Raw genomic sequence first — 18,172 nt, 5'->3', positions numbered from 1 at the left:
TCGGAAACCTTTTTTGCTTCTTCCACTAAACTGCTGCGTTAGTTCAATAAGAAAAGCCACCCGTAAAAGAACTATTGGCTTAATTACCTATATATTTATAATACGATTCTGTTTCGGCCCTAATTGAACACCCATTTTTTAAAAATACTTTTTGCATTTTTTTATTGGTCTCATGTGTAATTCCTATGTAATAGGTTGCTCCCAATTCTTTTAGTAAATTCATGGACTGATAGTGAATAGATACACTATGTCCTTTCCCTCTCTCTTCAGGTAAAATCTCAAAATAAAATAACCTTCCTTCGTCCACAGTGCCACGTTCTATATGGGGGATAGATATTCCAATGGGGTTGTCTTCTAAGTAAATGACATTACAAGATTTACTCCAATTCTCCCCTATTTCATTTTTCACTGAGTTTAGATGTTCATCCATAGTAAGTGAAGTTGGGGAGTTTTCAGACGCATACATACATTTCTCCCAAATTTTCTTAAACTCATCTTCCGATATATTATAGTCACTTAATGATTGCCAATCATACCCTTTTATATTGTTATTAATATCATTTAAGTCTCTAACTACTTCAACTTTTGAAGTATACTTTTCAAATCCTAAATTAATTAACATTTGTGAAAGAAGCAAATAGTGTTCAGAAGATCTGTTAATTAAAGCACTAATTCTGCTAAGTTTATTTTGTATAGCAAAGTCATTTAAAGTATTTATCTTATCTTTCCAGTTATTATGGTCAAAGTCCGCCCTCTCTATTTCTTCTATTCCAATATACTGAGGTGTGCCATCTAATACTTTAAATGATTCTTTTAAAAGGTTTTCCACCATAGAAATTTCAGACAATATACAATCACCCTTTCACCCTTTATTCTTATTATTTCGATATTATTCTATATACCTTCTTCAACTAAACTGCTACGTTAGTTCAATAAGAAAAAAGAGTTGCCTAAGCAACCCATGATCTTTAACTAAAGCACTCGTTAGTTGAATTAGGCCTTTTTCTATTGCACACTTTGGTCGTAATGTGTATTAACACCCTCCCTAATTTAGTCTTTCTTGCTATTGCTTTGGAACAAATTTTAGTATCTTTAATTTTTTTTTACTAAGCCGTATAATTTTTCTATTCTCAAACGTCTATTTATTGTAAGTACATTAGGAGGGAAATTATATGGAACTAAGTAATAACATTAACAAAGTTTTTTTGGATGAAGCTCGAAAATTAAGAGATGAATTTGAAGAAATAGTTTCAGTATACTCATCAGACCTGTGGAACTATTGTAAATATGTAACTGGTTCCCCTTGGGATGGCGAAGATCTTTATCAAGAGACAATGATAAAGTCTTTTGGATTGCTACCCCAACGTTGGAGTGAGATTACTGATAAAAAATACTATCTCTTCAAAGTTGCAACAAACACCTGGCTGGACCAATGTAGAAAGCTTAAACGTGAAATAGGAACTTTAGATGATGTACCTGAGCCAAGTCTTGATTTTTCAAATCGTCTATTATTGGAAGAGATTCTAATATCGTTGGAGTCGAATTTGACAATTAAACAAACAGCAGCATTTCTACTATTGGATATTTTCCAGTTTAGTGCAGATGAAGTAGCTGGGATTGTCCAAAGCACTCCAGGTGGTGTATATTCTTCAGTTCAACGTGCGAGAAGAAAAATAGCTTCTATGGATTTTTCAAAATCAAGAACTAAAATAGGTACACAAAGTCATAACGTAACCATTCAAGCATACTTAGAAGCCTTTAATAATGGAGATTTAAATAGTATGTTAAGATTATTTAGTGAGCAAGCACAAAATGAAGCGTTCTTTGGATTCCAGGAATTCTCTAAAGAGGAGATGCGAAAAGGTTCCCTAAGATTTGGATTGCCTGGCCATACTGCTAAAGAAATAGAACTTTGGGGTAAACCAGTTATTATTGTGCTAACTACTAATGACCATAGCCCTGAAATACATGACATTCAGATACAAGAGATTGAAAACGGTAAAATAGTAAGCCATAAAAGTTATTTCTTCAGGAAAGAATTTATTTTAGCTGCTGCCGAAGAACTTGGAATAAAGGCACAATTAGTAAAACCACCAGTAAATTGGAATTAATTGAAATAACAAATGACCTCTTCGGTTCTTTCTTTCAAAGTTTGTTCATACTGCTACATAATTTTTAAATTTTTTTCTTACGATTTGTTGAATTAGTAAAAGAAAATTAAAACAAAGGGTGGAATGTTAATGAATTCAATCGCTTCTCCAATCGCCTGTAAGGTAAATAATGTTTTTATCCATGTTAGTAACTTAGAAAGTTCTGCAGAATGGTACAGCAAACTACTTGGAATACCCTTTAATAAGGATAATGTTTCATCTCCTGTTTACAATATCCCTATTACAGCTGAGACTGGACTTACTTTAGACGACCACACTTTCGATCCGAGCTTTACACTAAATCCTTCAAACCATGCTTTATTTAATTTCTTCGTCAAAGATATTGATGAAGCATACAAATTTATCAAAACAATGGAATAACAGTTGTTAGAGAAATAGAGCGTATTGGTGATTTTGCCTATTTTAACTTTCAGGATTTAGATAGAAACGTATTAATGATCTGCAATTGTAGATATTTTTGAGCAAAGGTTAGATTTATCTACCATTGCTCTTTTTTTATTGCTCAGTTTGTGTCAAATGCGACATAAAAAGAATGGAGTTTCATTTCTCTTGTTCAACTAACCTGCCTCGTTAGTTCAATAAGAAAAAAGGCTCTACTCCTTCTTGAAGTAAAGCACTCGTTAGTTGAATTAGATGCAAATTTAGTGAGCTTATAGATATACATGTTGTAGTTTTTCTGGATTCCTCACAATATAGATTTCAGCAATTTGATCGTTTTTTACATGGAAACAAATAACCATTTTGACATTGTCAACTCCCTTTACCAAGAGTCCAGTGTCACCATTTACATTAACGATTTTTACAACGGTTTGTTTCTTATCGTTATGTGACAGTAAGTTTCTAATAAAACGGACAACTAAATATTTGGAATGTACCGGCTTTAAGGCAGCATATACTTTTCCGCCACCATCGGAATATAGCGTAACATCTTGACGCAATAATTCTTCAATCTTCTGTATGTTTCCCTGATTTAATGCTAACACGAATGTCTGTATAATTTTATCTATTTTCGGATCATTCGGTGCTTCCACCTCTTCTTTTATCATTGGAAATTTATTCTTTACCCGGCTGAATACTTTTCTGCAATTAGATTCGGTGCGATTCAAAATTTGTGAAATCGCCAAATAATCATAATCTAGCACTTCCCTAAGGATGAAAACAGCTCTCTCTACGGGTTTCAGTTTTTCCAGCAGCATCAGAATGGCAAATGATATCGCTTCTCCGTTCATCACTTCAGTAATAGGATCGTTATCGTTTAAAATCAATGGTTCTGGCAGCCAGGGACCAGTATAAACTTCACGTTTATACGCGGCAGATTTTAAATGATCAATACATTTGTTTGTAACCATTTTACAAAGGTATGCCTTCTTATTTTCCACATGCTCAATCGTTTTTTCTCCTGCCTGCAAGTACACATCATGAACAATATCTTCTGCATCAGAAACAGTGCCGAGCATCCGGTAAGCTATCGAAAATAAAAGTGGCTGAAACTGAGAATATAGTTTCTGAAGCTCCATACCTTTACCTCCTTTCTTTAGTGAGTAATACTGGCAACATTCCATGTATACTCTCTTATTTTTTCTGCCAATTTACCTGAAAGTACAAAATCAACTCCCCATTTTTGCGCCCATACAAAACCATCGTTCGGACCGAGTCCTATACAAAGAAAATCAGGGTAGGTTTGATGGGAAATTGCTTGTAATCCCTGAAGATGTGCCTTCATAATTTTAGAAAGTCGTTGAGCTTGGGAAATAGCTTCTTTGCAGCTCATTGCTGCAGCTTTTCCACTTATAGGGTCAACCACATGGACACAGTCTCCAATGGCATAAATATTCTCACTTTCTACTAAACGATACCATGAATCCACTTTTATTTTTCCTTGTACTGTAAGAGAGAGACCTAAATCGTAAAGGCTAGGATGAGGCTTTAAACCGACTGTCCAAACACACGCATCCGCTTCAAGTTCGGATTTGTCAGAGAAAACGACTTTACCGTTTGAGAATTTATCTACCTTTTTATTGTGCATTAATTGTATACCATGTCTCGTTAGCCTGTTCTCAAGCCGTTCACTGATTTTCACTGGAGCTTCATCTAATAATCTCTGTTTATTATTAATAAGGAATATTTCAATACTCTTCTGCTTCATCCCTTCTGTTTTAGTTTCATTTTTCAACCATGATCCCACTTCTGCAGCGGTTTCAATTCCTGTAATCCCACTTCCTACTATTGCCAATCGAAGTTTACTCACTGGTGATTCCATCATCCCCAATAAATGCTGCCGAATACATTGTCCATTTTGTAAATCATTGAGCGATATTCCTCCACATTCTGAATTCACTTCACGTAGTACACTGCCCATGGCAAGCACCAAACAATCAAAATCCAGATGAATCAATGTTCCATCCTCCCTGAAAATGTGAACGGTTTGCTCTTTAGGATAAACTGCTGTTAACTCCCCCTGAATAAACTCAATATCAGAGCCGCAATAATGCTTTAAAGGAACATTTAAATTCGACAAATTTTCATTAACAATCCCCTTAAATAATTTAACCTTTTTAAAATGGAAAGTATTTTTATCAACCAGGATAATCCGAATGCTTCTTTTTAGCTCCTCACGAAACTCTTTCCTAAGTGCTTCGATGTGGTTAATCCCAGCATACCCGCCACCTATGACCACGATTGTTTTCTCATTCTTCATTTTAATCGTCTCCTTTTCAACGTCCTAATCACATGACGATTAAAGAAGCCAATTTGTGACAGATGAGACCACCAAAAAGATATCAAATAGCTGTATTCTACTTTCCGTCACTACACCGTTTTGTCGAGTATGACATACCGATAAATATCTCTGTTGTTTAATTAACCTGCTGGGTTAGTTGAATAAGAAAAAAGACTTGCCTAAGTAACCCATCATCTTCAACTAAAGCACTCGTTAGTTTAAGTACAATATTTCACAAACTCTATATTTGATATTTTGTAGCATACATAATATTTATAACTTTTCATTTCTTAATTCATAGTGAAAAGCTATTATTATTGTCCTGTTTAATACAAGACCAACTTTTTGAAACCATTAAAGAGTTGCAAGGTAAATTTATTTCCAATTTAAGACAAGGAAATCGAGAAGTAATGATCAGAGATTTTTCCTACTTAACATATAGGCATGGCTAGAGGTGATTTCGTTTACAGTGGTGTAATCATATTCTTTTTATTTCATTGCTGATAATCTAAGAAAAGTTCAAGTGCTCTTTAAGTGTATCTCCTTGCTTATTGTTTTCCGAAGCTTACCGCGGGCGAGGAATCGAGCCTCCTCGCACTTCGTGCTCTGGGGTCTCGCTTGCTCCGCTTTCCCGCAGGAGTCGAGCGGACGCTTCTCCAAACTGCCCCCACTAATCACATTGAATTGGCAGCCAAAACATATAGAAATAGGCAACTCCCTGTTCGAAAATAAACAAGAAGTTGCCTTTCTTTTTCAAACACAGACAGAAGTGTTCAAAGGTTCACTATTTGAATTTACTATATAATCCCACACTTTTCCTACTATCTTTCTAAATTGAAAATACATAAGAAATACCATTTTATATACATCAAGCACTCTATTCGATTATACGAAAAAAGTGCTTGATGTCCATTCTGTCATTTATTTAATTGTTGCTTTCTGTTTTTGCATCCTTACTAAAACCTCTAAAATCTCCGAAACAATGTCCAGATTGGAACTTTGTTTACCTTCCAATAATTCCTTATTGTCCTTCTGAATCATTTTGAATGTCCAATTATTATTAGGAGATGTCAAAACATGCATACCTTCAATAACCCAATGGGCATCCTCTTTGAAAAATACCATTAACCGATTATTGTGTATCATGCTTTTTAGTGCAGCATCTAATTGACTGCTTATACGGTTCCAGTTTTCTTTTGAATTGATGGCTTCCAAGCTCTGCACATCTGTCACAGCCCCAGCTTTTACCCAAGCATTATATGCAGCAGTAGGAACAAAAATAGATTCATCTACTTCGACAGTGTGACTTTCAACACCTACAAGCATCCGAGGGTAAATGACATTATTCCATACATGATCAGGAGTTCCATGCACGTATAACGTATATTCACTTTCTTCGTTCTCTTTGCATTCCACTACATGGTCTTTGCTAAAGTAGAAATAACTTTTCTGATTCCCATCTTTTATAATCTCCACAACCATATTAGTACGCGACATGATCCATAGGGCATTTCCGAAGTTTTCTTCTAATTTAATTTCCTTATCTATTAAATCAATAAGATTAAGCTTATGAAGTTTTTTATAGGTTTTCTCCCATTCTCTTTCAATTTCGTACTTTGTTAGATGTTCGAAGGGATTTGAAAAGCCTATTAAAGTTTTCGTATTTAACGTTTGCATCATGACAAAAATATCATGCACTGTAAATGTTGGAATCATTATTTTCCCTTCTTTCTCTTTTTCTATTAGAATTCTCCTCTAACTACCTACAACTCAAAATAAATCGTCTATTTTTTCTTATTCTTTCTCTTCCTATTCGTATCCCTTTCACTCTTTGATAATCCAAACTCAGGAAACATTTCCTTTACTATATCCATATTTTTTTGGATGAAAAAGTATCGATGAATATTGATTGAAAGAAATGCAGTAAATAAAGATAAAACGGAGAGACAAACAATGATTAATATACTTATTCCGGAGTCTGTATATACAACTGATAATATTAATTGTCCCAATATATACGAAGCCCCAGCTAGAGATGCCCAACCTACGGGAATAGAACGTTTTTGTTGCAGCTTATAATATGTCTCACTATAAAGAGCCTTCCAATTCATCCAGTTCATACCACTAATTAATAGGATGAATAATGCGGTATTACTTAAAAAAGGTCCCCAGCTAGTTATTCCAAGATTAATGAATATCAATTTCTGAGTACTAACGAAATAGACGTAAGTATTGACAACTCCATATACACCTAAAAATAAATAATAGGATTTTTCGTATTTATAAGGGGCTATTATATATAAAATTCCCCATATGTTACTAGAACAGTAGGAACAATTACAGCTAAGAAAAACGACCATGAGAATGGTTCCCCCAAAAGGGGAACCATCCCAATTAAATATAAAAACACGAGAAAATTCCCAATAATACTCTGCTTGTTTTGTTTCGGTGAGTCTAATTTTAAGTAAGACGAAAAAATTTTAGTCATTCTATTTTTTTCTATCGGAATTCTCTCCTAATAAGCTTCAACTCAAAATAGACCGTTTATTTTTTCTTATTCTTTTTCTTCCTATTTGTATCTCTGTCACTCTTTGGTAATCCAAAATCTGGATATTTTTCTTTCACAATATCTAAATTTTGTTTTATAAAGAAATATCGATGAATGTTAATCGAGAAAAATGTAGTACAAATAGATAAACATGATATACCAACTATTAATAATATATTTAGAGCAGAGTCTGAGTAGATAAAGGATAAGATAAATTGACCTATAATATAAGAACCACCGCCAATAGCTATCCAACTTACAGGTATTGTTCTTTTTTGCTGTAATTTATGATATGTCCCACTGTATAATGCTTTCCAATTCAACCAATTGAATCCACCCAATAAAAGTATAAACAAAATTAAATTAATTACAAAAGGAGTGCTCCCTTTCCAATCCATATTTACGTATATCAATTTCAAAATAACTATAAAAAACACGTACGTATTTACTACTCCGTATATACCAAAAAATAAATAATATGATTTTTCGTATTTATATGGATCAATCAGATAAATAATTGCCCATATTTGAATTATCAAGACTGGTATAATTGCAGCTAGGAAAAATGGTAATGAGAACGGTACACCTAATATTGGTATCATTCCAATTACATATAACAGTATTAAAAAATACCCTATAATACCATTCCTGTTATCTTTCGGTGATTCTAGATTTAAATAAGATAACTTTATATTCTTTATTCGATCCTCTTCCATTTTTAATCTCTCCTATCTATTTAAACCAAGACGATACAGAATCAATTAATCCTTTTGTTCCTATCTTAATTGCATCACCTATAGAATCATCACGGCCATCATTATTGACATCCATAATTTTAAACTCACTTAACGCAGCAGTTACAATTACTCCAGCCACTAATCCTACTGCTGCTCCTGCTACTACTCCTACAGGTCCTCCTAGTGCACCTGCTGAAGCCCCTACTTTCGCACCTAGCCAAGCCGAAGCCGCCATAGAAGCACCAGCAACTGCAACATCACCAGTAACGTTACCAGCTATTTGACTGGCTGACTCATTATTTTGTACACCATGTATAATATCTCCACCCGCTGTAGCAAATACGCCAATATATCCAAGTTTATTTGCAGAGAAGCGAAAGGTAGATTTTACGTTTGTCGCTGGGTCTACTCTTTTGTAAATCTTTTCATAGTTTGTAGCGTTAGCTCCAGAATAAGTTTTCTTTTTTACACCAATCAATTCTGGTCTAGTAATCTTAATAACTGTTTTTGTAACATTCTGTTTCGTTGTTCTTGTAGTTCTAGTAATGCCGAAGCCCTTGGAAGCCAATTTTACATCTTTATATGTTGCATTTCCCGCAGCAGCAAATCCTACAAAATTCGCAGCAGCGTTAATTGGCTTACTTTCCCAATCGTTTATATCTAATCCAACAGTGATCATAATACCTTCCCATAAATTCTTCTCTGTATATGCTGGGGCTGATACTTCTACATTATTCTGCTCTACTCGTGGATCAGCAGCAAGCATGTCTATTTGGTGCTGCAAATAGAATTGACCAATCGGCGTTGCATCCTGCACATAATTCCAATCCTCTGCCGGGAAGTTAACATCCGTTAATCCTTCTTCCATTAAATATTCAATATCTGTTAACCAGACTTCCATATTTAAAATGGCAGCTTCTATTAGAATTAGTGCATTTGTTTGAGTCAAATCAAATTCATTTAGATCAGTTACGGTGTTATCCCTTGAAGTTCTAGCACTAGTTACACCTTCCTGCACACCACTGTCATCTAAATGTGGCAACGCTACTATATCGGAAACAGAATCCATGATGTTATTGGATTCATCCGTCAAATTAGTTGTTACTTGAGAAATTTCCGTCAATCCCTCTTCTACTTCCCCTTCCAGATACGCTTGTCGAATATAGCCATTGGCATCTGGCTCTAAAGCCTCGAGTGCGGAATTCATCGTAGTAAGGGTAGTATTGTATAAAGATTTAAACGTTAAGAAGAAATGTAGAAACGGTGAATGGCAATCATTGTAGAACGATCTTATTGCATTCCCACCCTCGCCTTTAAGATTTTCCTCCATAGCTACTAAGCCTTGGACTGCAGTTTGAATGGCATTTATTTCCCCTTCTAGGCGAGTGAGCATATTAATATTACGCGCTAGACCATCATGGAATGGTTGTACGTCTAGTATTTTCATCTTGCCACCATCCTTGACCCATTTACAGTACACTGCATAGCTGCCGATACTTTTTGATCGGACTCTTCCATAAAGTCTACTGAAGCGGATGTAGTTTGAATATTTTTGGTTGATAATGTTTGATATTTTACTAATAATTGGTCCAGCTTTACGGATAATTCATTGAACTTTGTAACGACATCTAGGGTATTACCCGTAATAGGCGGCTCTGCTTTTGGGTTTAGCAGGTCAACTGCACTAGTCATTTCTCCAAGTTGATTTTCCACATCAGCATATACGATTTTAACCTCCGTAGACATAACGCTTCTCCCCCTTGCAAGTTAGTTTGCTTTCGCTTGACGTTGACGTTCTTGCTCCGCTAAAATATTGGCAATTGTTTGCTCAATAGATGCAATTTCCGCATTCAATTCACTAATTTTAGTTGTGATTGCACTAAATACATTGGAAAATTGATTTCCTGAGATATCCACATAGCTAGTTTGAATACCAGCTTCCCTAATATCGTCAAACTTATCTGCATGAGTTCCCTGCCAGGTAGCGGCAGTTAACTCAGGCTCTAAACACTTTGGTTCATTCGTATTAAATTCGGATTGTTTCCCTTGCAAGGAAGACTGGCATGTAGTTAATCTCTGCAGTTCTTCCTTCTTTTTAGCTAATAAAGCATAATAATATCCAGGCATATACATTCACTCCCTTTTTCATTTGGCTGGTTCAGTAGATTCTGAGGTACTTACTAACCTCGGTAAGAAAATGACAAACAAAGTAAGAATACCAATCCCTATTACCCCTAAAAATATGATTGTCCTCACGCTATTACTAGATGATTTCTCTTCTATTTTGGATACTGATTCATCTGCTAAAGTAATATCTTTTTCAGAAAATAATTTTAGCTCAGAGGATTTTGCTGTTACTGTACTTTTCTCCCCACGTTCAGCCGTTTGAAACAAATACGAAGTGTCTCCTCTGTTAGGAAGCTTCTTTCTCCCATCAAAATATATATCAACTTGCTTCTTAGGAATTGTATTCTTCATTTCGGTTTTTTTCTTATCATGTAGATAATCTGTATTTTTCTTAAATTCTAGTTTTTCATAAATAACAGGATCTAAGTCTTCTACCTTTTTTGGTTCTTCCGCAAAAACAACAAAACCATTTCCAACTAGTATTAAAAACAATATTGAAAACAAAAGAGGCAATTTAACTTTCATACGCTTCATCTGCCACAGATGCTTTTGATCTATTATTTTTGTTTTTATTCATAAAATAAGTGGTCGCTAACATCACTATTGCTATAACCGCTGTGATTACTGCTCCCCATATAAAGCTAGTTTCCGGTTCATACTTAATAGACATATAAACGGTAGACAAAACATCAGGAATATTAATATCGGGCACTGCAAGTATTAGTAATGGAATGATATATAAGCACATCAACGCAACGCTAGCAAGCCACCCAACTGATTGGCCGAATTCTAAAGCCACACGAATGATGGCTGCGCCTGCAAGCAATAAAAGAATAGTAAAAATTGTCCATTCTAGCGCACGATGGTCATTTAAAATATACATATAGATACTGTAGAAACTGATAATTAGTCCAACAAGTACGGACAATAAAGCTGTCATAGCTAATTGGAGCCCAATAGGGCCATCTTTCATCTGATAAGAGAAATATCCGATCAACAAACTACTGATTAATAGAATGATAAATAAAATAACAGGAGGAACTTTCTCCATTTCATCAGAAACTGCTGCTTCTCCTTTAACATCAAGAGGGTTCACAAAGTGATTAAAGGCATATCCGTTTTCCTGACCATCAACATATGTATTGGCAAGAAAGTCTTGAATATCATTATCGAATTCAGACATGGCAGCTACATTCGTATCCCATTTACCACTAAATTCATTGGATGTCTCTTTTATATTGTCTGCTTTCACAGTTAGGTCTTTTGCATAATCTACTAAACTGCTTTGTTTTTGTGATAATGATTGAATCATTCCACTTAACGTTACAAGCTGATTAGTCACATTTTGTTGACCTGCCATTACTTCCCCTTCAGAAGTAGTTGCCACTGGTTCACCAGACGGAATCATGTTCGCTGGATTTTGAATTTGTGCAAGCAAGACATTTGCTTGTTCATCAATGGAATTTAGTTCATTGATTAACGATGCATGCTGCTGTTCCGCAGTTTCTTTATAACCAGACATGATGGCTGCAAACGTTGTACTAAGGTCGGACATTCCTAGTTCTGTTTCTGGAATAGTCTCTGATACAGAATCCCAACCCTCTAATTCCAATTCGTTAATATCCACTACATTTTTCAGCAAAGCTGTTAAAATTTCATCCTTTAAAACAGCATCCTTATTGGCACTATCTCCGCCCTCATTGAGAGTAAATTCAAATTGTTCTAACGTAGCATAGTAGGATATCAAAGAACTTGTATCTGTTTTAGCTACACCTTTTGCAAAGAGCTTTTGTAATCTAGCTCGCTGATTTTTCGATAGGTGAGTATTAGCTAACAAGTCTTCTTCTTTTTGTATTATTTCCATTCCTATACGTGCAGTATCTGTTGGATAAGTATTAACAATCTGTTGGACAGAATCATATTCTCTATAAATAGAGCTATAGTTCTCTAATAGTTTTGCATACTCTGTAGAAGCTTTTGAATAGTCAGCAGTTCCTGTTTGTTTTGCATTAACCCATGTTGTTTCCCTTTCAGCTAAGCCGGCTTTAATCGAACCAAGTTCTGCTTGAAGCTTATCAATTTCACTTATAAAAGTAGATGCAGGATCCGTTTCTGCTACTTTTGTTTTTAAGGAAGTTAATGCTGATAATATACTATCTATTTTCCAGCGTTCTTGTTCTAATCCAGGTAAAGTAGCAGAAACTTTCTCCGCTGCTTTTTGTTCCAGCTGTTCTTTAATAGAAGTAAGCTGATTTGGCTCTGTTCCTAAAAAAGCTGCAGAAAGCACTGCATTACTACTTTTTCCTGTCTCAATACCTTTTTCAAGGTTATCTAAAATTGTATTATTATAACGGTCGATTGCAGTGCCTTGTACTACTATTAAATCCTTTAGTTGACGATCTACTTCTTTTTTTCGTAGTTCTGATAATGTATTAAATCTTTCTTTATTTGTCTCAACAATATTATTTACTTTTTGAATTTCTTCATTTAATTTGTTATTACTATCCTCCAGCATTTGTACAGACTTATTGAACTGCTCTGATTGTGTTGCTGCAGCTGCATGAATTTTGGCTAAACTATCATCCTGCACCTGTTGTAGTATTTGTCTTTGTGTATTCTGAAACTCCTTATATTGCTGTACATAGGTGATGAAGTCGTTCATTTGTAATCCAAACGAATCAGCATTTTCAATACGGCTAGTATGTGCATTATTTGCAGATCCGATAGTGGTTTGCAATAATGCCATTTGGTCCTTTTGTCTTTGCATCTGTTCAGCCAAGGTTTCTGATTCTGGCTTATAATAGGCAGACATGGCACTAAGGAATTCTGTTTCTTTTCCTAAAATACTCGTAAACTCTTTTTTAATATGATTCATTTCCTGCGCTATATAGCTCCAGTACAAAGTGGAAATTTTATCATTTACTCGATCTGTCGCTACTTCTATTTCATGTAAAACCTGTTCTTTACGTAATCCTGTTTTCTGACGCTGTACTTGATATGCAAACTCTGCTTTTTTCGGGTTTTGTTCGTCATAAGACATTATATTTTCTGAGAAATTGGAGGGAATATATACAATTGCGTCGTACTGGTTGGATTTTAGTCCATTCTCCGCAGCTCCACGCCCCATTACTTCCCATCCGTAATCCGAGTCATCCGCTAAAATGGATACTACTTCTACACCCATTTGTACCTTTTCTGCATCCTTCGTTAAACCCATATCTTCATTTACGATAGCAATCGTACGTTTATTCGCGTTATTCAAATCGAGAATATTAACACCCATCAGCTGGAAGAAAATAATGGGAGCAGCTAATATAAATAGAATTCCAACACCGTATTTTAATAATTTGGTATTTTTAGTTGATTTCATTGTACTTTCGTCCTCTCCAACTCACTTAATGGAATTTTTACTTTCGTTGCGTTCCCATTCAAAATATAATGCGCAAATCCAAGTGGAAGCTCTGCTTCTTTGCGTTCATACGCTACAGTAAACAAAGTTTGCTCCGATTTTTTCATGTACACGAGCGCCTGACGGACAAGCTTCAACTCATTCGTAAAGGCGTCATAACCCTTCGTGATTTCTGCATTATTTCCTGACATAACGACATTAAAGCCTAAGTGAGCGTAACGCTTCATCAATTTTGCTAGTCTATCCTGCAGGCTAATATCAGCTACTTGTAGGAATCTTGTATATCCATCGATGACGAAATAAGAAAGTGTAATTTCTACAGATTTCCCTTGTTGAATATTTTCGAGGTAAGTTCGCTCTACTTCTGCATAATATTGCTCTGTTCGAGTAATCCATTCTGCCAAATTCTCTTTAGTTTCCAGATAGTCAATGGCATCATACTCAGCGAATCTTGATAATCCTCGGTCAAACGAATCAAATATAGAAATGAATCCTGTCTTCTGTTCTAAAAGTGTGTGAAGCATCCAAGTAATCGTATTTGTCTTCCCTCTTTGAACCTGTCCAATAAGTAGACAATGACGATTTTTCTTAAAGTCAATAGAAATTGGAAGCACTGTATCCTCATCCAACCCAATCGGAATGACTCCATCTTTTTTCTTTCCATCCAAGTAGAAGGAGAAATTTGTAGATGTAAGCTCGAGCGGGAGCATCGGAATTGGTTTCGGAAGATTTTCTTCCAAGTATCGCTTTCGTAAATTACTCACTTTTACCTTAATGGACTCCAATACTTCATAGTCATCTGCTCCACTAGCAGGTAGGTAAATTTGCGCAAAGTAAGCATCCTCTTTTTTCAGAATGGCTCTACCTGGAAATGGTTCTAAGTCAAACGGTACACGACCGATTACTGTAAATGACTCCGTAGTATCCATTAAATAATGAACAATCTTCGTTTTTAAGTTATTCATTAAGGACTGTCTAACTGATTGAACTCTTGTCGCAGCCACAAACAAATAAATTCCAAGTGATTGACCATCTCGACCAAATTGAATTAGTTGAGCCTCTAACTCTTCCATTTCTTCACGGACAATATCATAATTATCTACGACAATATACAGAAGAGGTAACGACGAAGTTGATAGCTTATTGTACATATGGATGTTACTAACCTCTGATTGCTGGAAGGCAATTTTTCGCTTAGCAATCTCTTCTTTTATAAGCTTAACTAGTTTATCTCTTTTCAGTTCTTCATCAATCGTGAAATAATCCGCGGTATGCGGGAGCTGTCTAAGTGGTAGTAGTGATCCATTTCCGTAATCGAGCAAGTAAAAGTTCGCTTCTTCTGGAGATAGGTTTTCCGCAAGTCCCAATATTGTAGTAAGTAATGTATAGGATTTTCCATAGCCTGAGGAACCAAACACTCCAAGATTTCCATCCTTCGTCCAGTTATAAGTAATTGGTGTCTGACTTTGTTTATCTGGTTCGTCAATCATTCCTATAGGAAAACCAAATTGACTAGTAGATACATCTAATTGCTTTTCAAGACGGAATCCTAATGGCTCTAACCAAGGACTGGCTACTTTTCGAATATTCAAATCAGCAGTTGTCTCCGCAATTTTCGCTGTCACTGCTTCCATTTCTGTCATTCCTCTAGATTTCTTTTTCACATTTGTTGCTATACCAGAAAGTGGGTACAAGCCGAGATCTGTGACAATTGCCACGTCATCTTCTCCCTCTAGCACTTCTTCCTTGTAAGGGGCCCCGCTCCATGCAGATTGGAATAGCTCATACACTTCATTATTTCCAACCTGCAGATAACCGCGACCCGTTACGGTGATAGATGCGGCATCCCCGTTTTTCAGGATTTCTTTACTATCCGATGCATCCTGTACCTTTAATGCAACTCGGAATCTTGCATTACTCCAAATTTGTTCGTCTATAACTCCTCCGGGCTTTTGAGTAGCTAAAATTAGATGTACTCCTAAACTTCTTCCAATGCGAGCTGTACTCACAAGCTCTCGTATAAATTCAGGTTCCTCTCGTTTTAACTCCGCAAATTCATCAGAAATGAGGAATAAATGAGGAAGTGGTTCCATCGCCCTTCCTTCTTTATATAGTGTCGTGTAATCATCAATATGCGTAACGACGTACTGATCAAACAGTCGCTGCCTTCGTTTAAGCTCACTATTTATAGAAGCAAGTGCTCGCATACTAAAGTTTTTACTGCCTTCAATATTCGTAATTGTTCCCAATAAATGCGGGATATGCTTGAAAGGCTGTGCCATTCCTCCACCTTTGTAGTCTATCAATAAGAAAGCTACTTCATGTGGATGATAATGAACTGCAAGTGATAATATATACGTCTGTAAAAATTCACTTTTTCCCGAACCCGTTGTACCTGCTAATAAACCATGAGGACCATGCGCCTTCTCATGCAAATTTAATGCAACAAGTTCATTTTTTCCTTTAAAACCAATCGGAACAGCAAGTGATTTAGCTGACTCGTTCAATGCCCAATTTCGGGCTATTGGAACATCCTCAATATCCTTAACGCCGAACATCTCTAGAAAACTAACCGAGTTAGGTATAGAGTTTTTTATACCTATTTGATGGTTCAAAGTTCGAAGCATTCGTGTAAATCGTTCGTTGGTCGTAGCATCAAATTCGTCTAAATTGAATGCAATATCTACCGCCTTGCCTGCCTCAATGAGGATATCCCCTTCGCGTTTGTTTACGTATCGAATAAGTGTGTGCACATTCTCAGTCATTCGTTCCTGAGCAGATTCTGCGAAAATAACCGATATTCCAAGGTCTTTTGTATGTTTGCTTTCTAAGTATTCCAAGATGACATGCTCTGCAAGCAATGAGTAATCCGAAACGAAGAAAACTAAATGTGGGGCAAATATTGTTTTACCCTTCTGATCATCTATATCTCGCTCGCGAATAATTTCATATAACGAAGACAATAATTGATCTCTTGTTTCCTCGTTATGTATCAAACCTCTAGCATGCATATGCGGCAGCTTAAAATGGGGTAGCCATTTCATCCATTCTACATCGGCATATTCCTCATGATTGAAAATATATATAAATCTTGTATCATGGTAACTTTGAGAAAATGCCAACTGACCAATTATTTGCTGTAGCTCGCGCTTAATAACTGATTCTTTGCCAGTTAAGCCTAAAATACCTTCGGATAATTTCGTTGTAATTGGCGCAGAAGGAATCTCTTTGTAAACCTGTTCCATTCGCTGGGCTTGTTCGAGCAAATCATCTATTTCTCTATTAGCTAAATCACCAGAGGATAGTTTAATATCATAGCTAGCTTTTACACTTCCAGTTCCTAATCTGAACTCTAAAAAGTCATGGCTCTCAAGTGATCTTTCCCAAATTCTACTGGATAAATCATTGGTCATTTGTTTCATTTCTTCAAAACTAGGGAAATGATAGTTCAACACTTTCTTTTGTTTCTCGGCAAGCTCATAAAGCTCTTCTCTCATGTTCTCTAAATATGCTTTATACACCCGGCGCCTTTTCTCCGCATTCTGCTTATGCTTCTTTTTGTCACGGAAATACTGAACAGTAGAGGTAACTAGTACTGTTAAAAACATTGTAATTGAAATAATAACGAAAATTCCTCTTGGTATAAAAATTGCTACAAGTGCCATAACAACGAGCATCACAAGTGGTGGAGCTATAATGAGCCATAATCCTCTTCCGGAATCATCTGTTTCTTGGGTCGGAAATGTTAATGAAATTTTGTCATCTGGAAGGTCATAAATCATTCTTGGCGTACGACGATAATCAGGATACATCTGTAGAATTTCCGACTCAGGAACATCTATAATAGATAATTTCGTATCATAAGGAATTGATGCAGTTACCTCTAGTAGGTCTTTTTGGAGTAATTTCATTTCCATGAATGCCCACTGAAGTATATCTCCATCAGCAAGAACCGTGTTAGATTCCACTAACTTACCGTTTACATATAAAGGACAGCCGAAGTCTTTCTTTATAATCCATCCATCGTTTATTTTATTTAGGGAGAAATGTCCAGACTCTACTCTTGGAAAACTTGTTTTCAGTCTTTGAAATGTCGCGATTTCTAATTGGGTATCAAATGAAACTTCATTGTCAAAGTCTATAAAGTAAGTTTTAGAAGTTATTGGAGTAGACGAAGTATACAAATGAAGCACTTTTTCTTTCTGTTCAATCGTAAGACCCTCATCGTCTGTGATCCTTCCAAAAGATTTATCTCCACTATAAACAACGAGCACATTATCCTCCTTTTTTAATGTAAAAGGACCATTCCCAAAAGGAAATGTCAGTATCGTAATATCATGTTCTATGGCAGAACCAATAGTTAAAGATGTAATGTCACTTTCTGGTAGAGTTATCCGCTGATAATTTTCGTCGTAAAACAACCATAGTTGTTGCAATAGCCACACCTTCTTTCAACTACTT

At 35.8% G+C, this 18,172-nt stretch carries 14 protein-coding genes; 2 read left to right on the top strand and 12 right to left on the bottom strand.

Annotated features, from left to right (window positions below; translation table 11 throughout):
- Positions 1-79: 79 nt before the first annotated feature.
- Positions 80-847 carry a GNAT family N-acetyltransferase gene (locus MHB48_RS09020; protein ID WP_342601114.1) on the bottom strand — a complete coding sequence of 256 codons (768 nt, stop codon included), beginning with the start codon at positions 845-847 and terminating at the stop codon, positions 80-82.
- Positions 848-1,172: 325 nt separating this feature from the next.
- On the opposite strand from MHB48_RS09020, the gene MHB48_RS09015 reads away from it, so the two are divergent.
- Entirely contained in the window at positions 1,173-2,111 is a 939-nt protein-coding gene (locus MHB48_RS09015) for a sigma-70 family RNA polymerase sigma factor (RefSeq protein WP_342601113.1), read from the top strand.
- Between the two features lie 129 nt (positions 2,112-2,240).
- Complete coding sequence (locus MHB48_RS09010; protein WP_342601112.1) at positions 2,241-2,531, top strand: VOC family protein; 291 nt, start codon at positions 2,241-2,243, stop codon at positions 2,529-2,531.
- 290 nt (positions 2,532-2,821) lie between these two features.
- Here the strand turns inward: MHB48_RS09010 and MHB48_RS09005 are convergent, their stop codons facing one another.
- The 11 genes from MHB48_RS09005 to essC form a co-directional block, all read right to left on the bottom strand.
- Positions 2,822-3,688: an RNA polymerase sigma-70 factor gene (locus MHB48_RS09005; RefSeq protein ID WP_342601111.1), complete on the bottom strand. Its 867-nt coding sequence runs from the start codon at positions 3,686-3,688 to the stop codon at positions 2,822-2,824.
- Between the two features lie 17 nt (positions 3,689-3,705).
- A complete protein-coding gene (locus MHB48_RS09000; RefSeq protein ID WP_342601110.1) occupies positions 3,706-4,869 on the bottom strand; it encodes an FAD-dependent oxidoreductase in 1,164 nt (387 codons plus the stop codon).
- A gap of 942 nt (positions 4,870-5,811) precedes the next feature.
- A complete protein-coding gene (locus MHB48_RS08995) occupies positions 5,812-6,606 on the bottom strand; it encodes a hypothetical protein (RefSeq protein WP_342601109.1) in 795 nt (264 codons plus the stop codon).
- Positions 6,607-6,674: 68 nt separating this feature from the next.
- On the bottom strand, positions 6,675-7,250 hold the full coding sequence (locus MHB48_RS08990) for a hypothetical protein (RefSeq protein ID WP_342601108.1): 576 nt from the start codon (positions 7,248-7,250) through the stop codon (positions 6,675-6,677).
- A gap of 184 nt (positions 7,251-7,434) precedes the next feature.
- Positions 7,435-8,154, bottom strand: coding sequence for a hypothetical protein (locus MHB48_RS08985; protein WP_342601107.1), 720 nt, complete (start codon positions 8,152-8,154; stop codon positions 7,435-7,437).
- Positions 8,155-8,170: 16 nt separating this feature from the next.
- Entirely contained in the window at positions 8,171-9,622 is a 1,452-nt protein-coding gene (locus MHB48_RS08980; RefSeq protein ID WP_342601106.1) for an LXG domain-containing protein, read from the bottom strand.
- Entirely contained in the window at positions 9,619-9,921 is a 303-nt protein-coding gene (locus MHB48_RS08975; protein WP_342601105.1) for a YwqI/YxiC family protein, read from the bottom strand. Before MHB48_RS08975 ends, MHB48_RS08980 begins: the two co-directional genes overlap by 4 nt.
- A 21-nt stretch (positions 9,922-9,942) precedes the next feature.
- Complete coding sequence (locus MHB48_RS08970; RefSeq protein WP_342601104.1) at positions 9,943-10,302, bottom strand: DUF5082 family protein; 360 nt, start codon at positions 10,300-10,302, stop codon at positions 9,943-9,945.
- Between the two features lie 18 nt (positions 10,303-10,320).
- Positions 10,321-10,827, bottom strand: a complete 507-nt coding sequence (locus MHB48_RS08965) for a type VII secretion EssA family protein (RefSeq protein ID WP_342601103.1) — start codon at positions 10,825-10,827, stop codon at positions 10,321-10,323.
- Entirely contained in the window at positions 10,817-13,672 is a 2,856-nt protein-coding gene (gene esaA, locus MHB48_RS08960) for a type VII secretion protein EsaA (RefSeq protein ID WP_342601102.1), read from the bottom strand. The genes MHB48_RS08965 and esaA overlap by 11 nt, the downstream gene beginning before the upstream one ends.
- Positions 13,669-18,147 carry a type VII secretion protein EssC gene (gene essC, locus MHB48_RS08955; protein WP_342601101.1) on the bottom strand — a complete coding sequence of 1,493 codons (4,479 nt, stop codon included), beginning with the start codon at positions 18,145-18,147 and terminating at the stop codon, positions 13,669-13,671. Before essC ends, esaA begins: the two co-directional genes overlap by 4 nt.
- Positions 18,148-18,172 lie beyond the last annotated feature (25 nt).

Origin of the sequence: Psychrobacillus sp. FSL H8-0483 (assembly GCF_038637725.1) — a bacterium.
GTDB lineage: Bacteria > Bacillota > Bacilli > Bacillales_A > Planococcaceae > Psychrobacillus.
The sequence above is the reverse complement of the archived record's forward strand: the minus strand, read 5'-3'. Positions and strand labels throughout refer to the sequence as shown.

Excerpts from the sequence above, each read along its gene's own strand:
- MHB48_RS09015 (WP_342601113.1), top strand. The coding sequence starts at position 1,173 with ATGGAACTAAGTAATAACATTAACAAAGTTTTTTTGGATGAAGCTCGA.
- MHB48_RS09010 (WP_342601112.1), top strand. The coding sequence starts at position 2,241 with ATGAATTCAATCGCTTCTCCAATCGCCTGTAAGGTAAATAATGTTTTT.
- MHB48_RS09005 (WP_342601111.1), bottom strand. The coding sequence starts at position 3,688 with ATGGAGCTTCAGAAACTATATTCTCAGTTTCAGCCACTTTTATTTTCG.
- MHB48_RS09000 (WP_342601110.1), bottom strand. The coding sequence starts at position 4,869 with ATGAAGAATGAGAAAACAATCGTGGTCATAGGTGGCGGGTATGCTGGG.
- MHB48_RS08995 (WP_342601109.1), bottom strand. The coding sequence starts at position 6,606 with ATGATTCCAACATTTACAGTGCATGATATTTTTGTCATGATGCAAACG.
- MHB48_RS08990 (WP_342601108.1), bottom strand. The coding sequence starts at position 7,250 with ATGGTCGTTTTTCTTAGCTGTAATTGTTCCTACTGTTCTAGTAACATA.
- MHB48_RS08985 (WP_342601107.1), bottom strand. The coding sequence starts at position 8,154 with ATGGAAGAGGATCGAATAAAGAATATAAAGTTATCTTATTTAAATCTA.
- MHB48_RS08980 (WP_342601106.1), bottom strand. The coding sequence starts at position 9,622 with ATGAAAATACTAGACGTACAACCATTCCATGATGGTCTAGCGCGTAAT.
- MHB48_RS08975 (WP_342601105.1), bottom strand. The coding sequence starts at position 9,921 with ATGTCTACGGAGGTTAAAATCGTATATGCTGATGTGGAAAATCAACTT.
- MHB48_RS08970 (WP_342601104.1), bottom strand. The coding sequence starts at position 10,302 with ATGCCTGGATATTATTATGCTTTATTAGCTAAAAAGAAGGAAGAACTG.
- MHB48_RS08965 (WP_342601103.1), bottom strand. The coding sequence starts at position 10,827 with ATGAAAGTTAAATTGCCTCTTTTGTTTTCAATATTGTTTTTAATACTA.
- esaA (WP_342601102.1), bottom strand. The coding sequence starts at position 13,672 with ATGAAATCAACTAAAAATACCAAATTATTAAAATACGGTGTTGGAATT.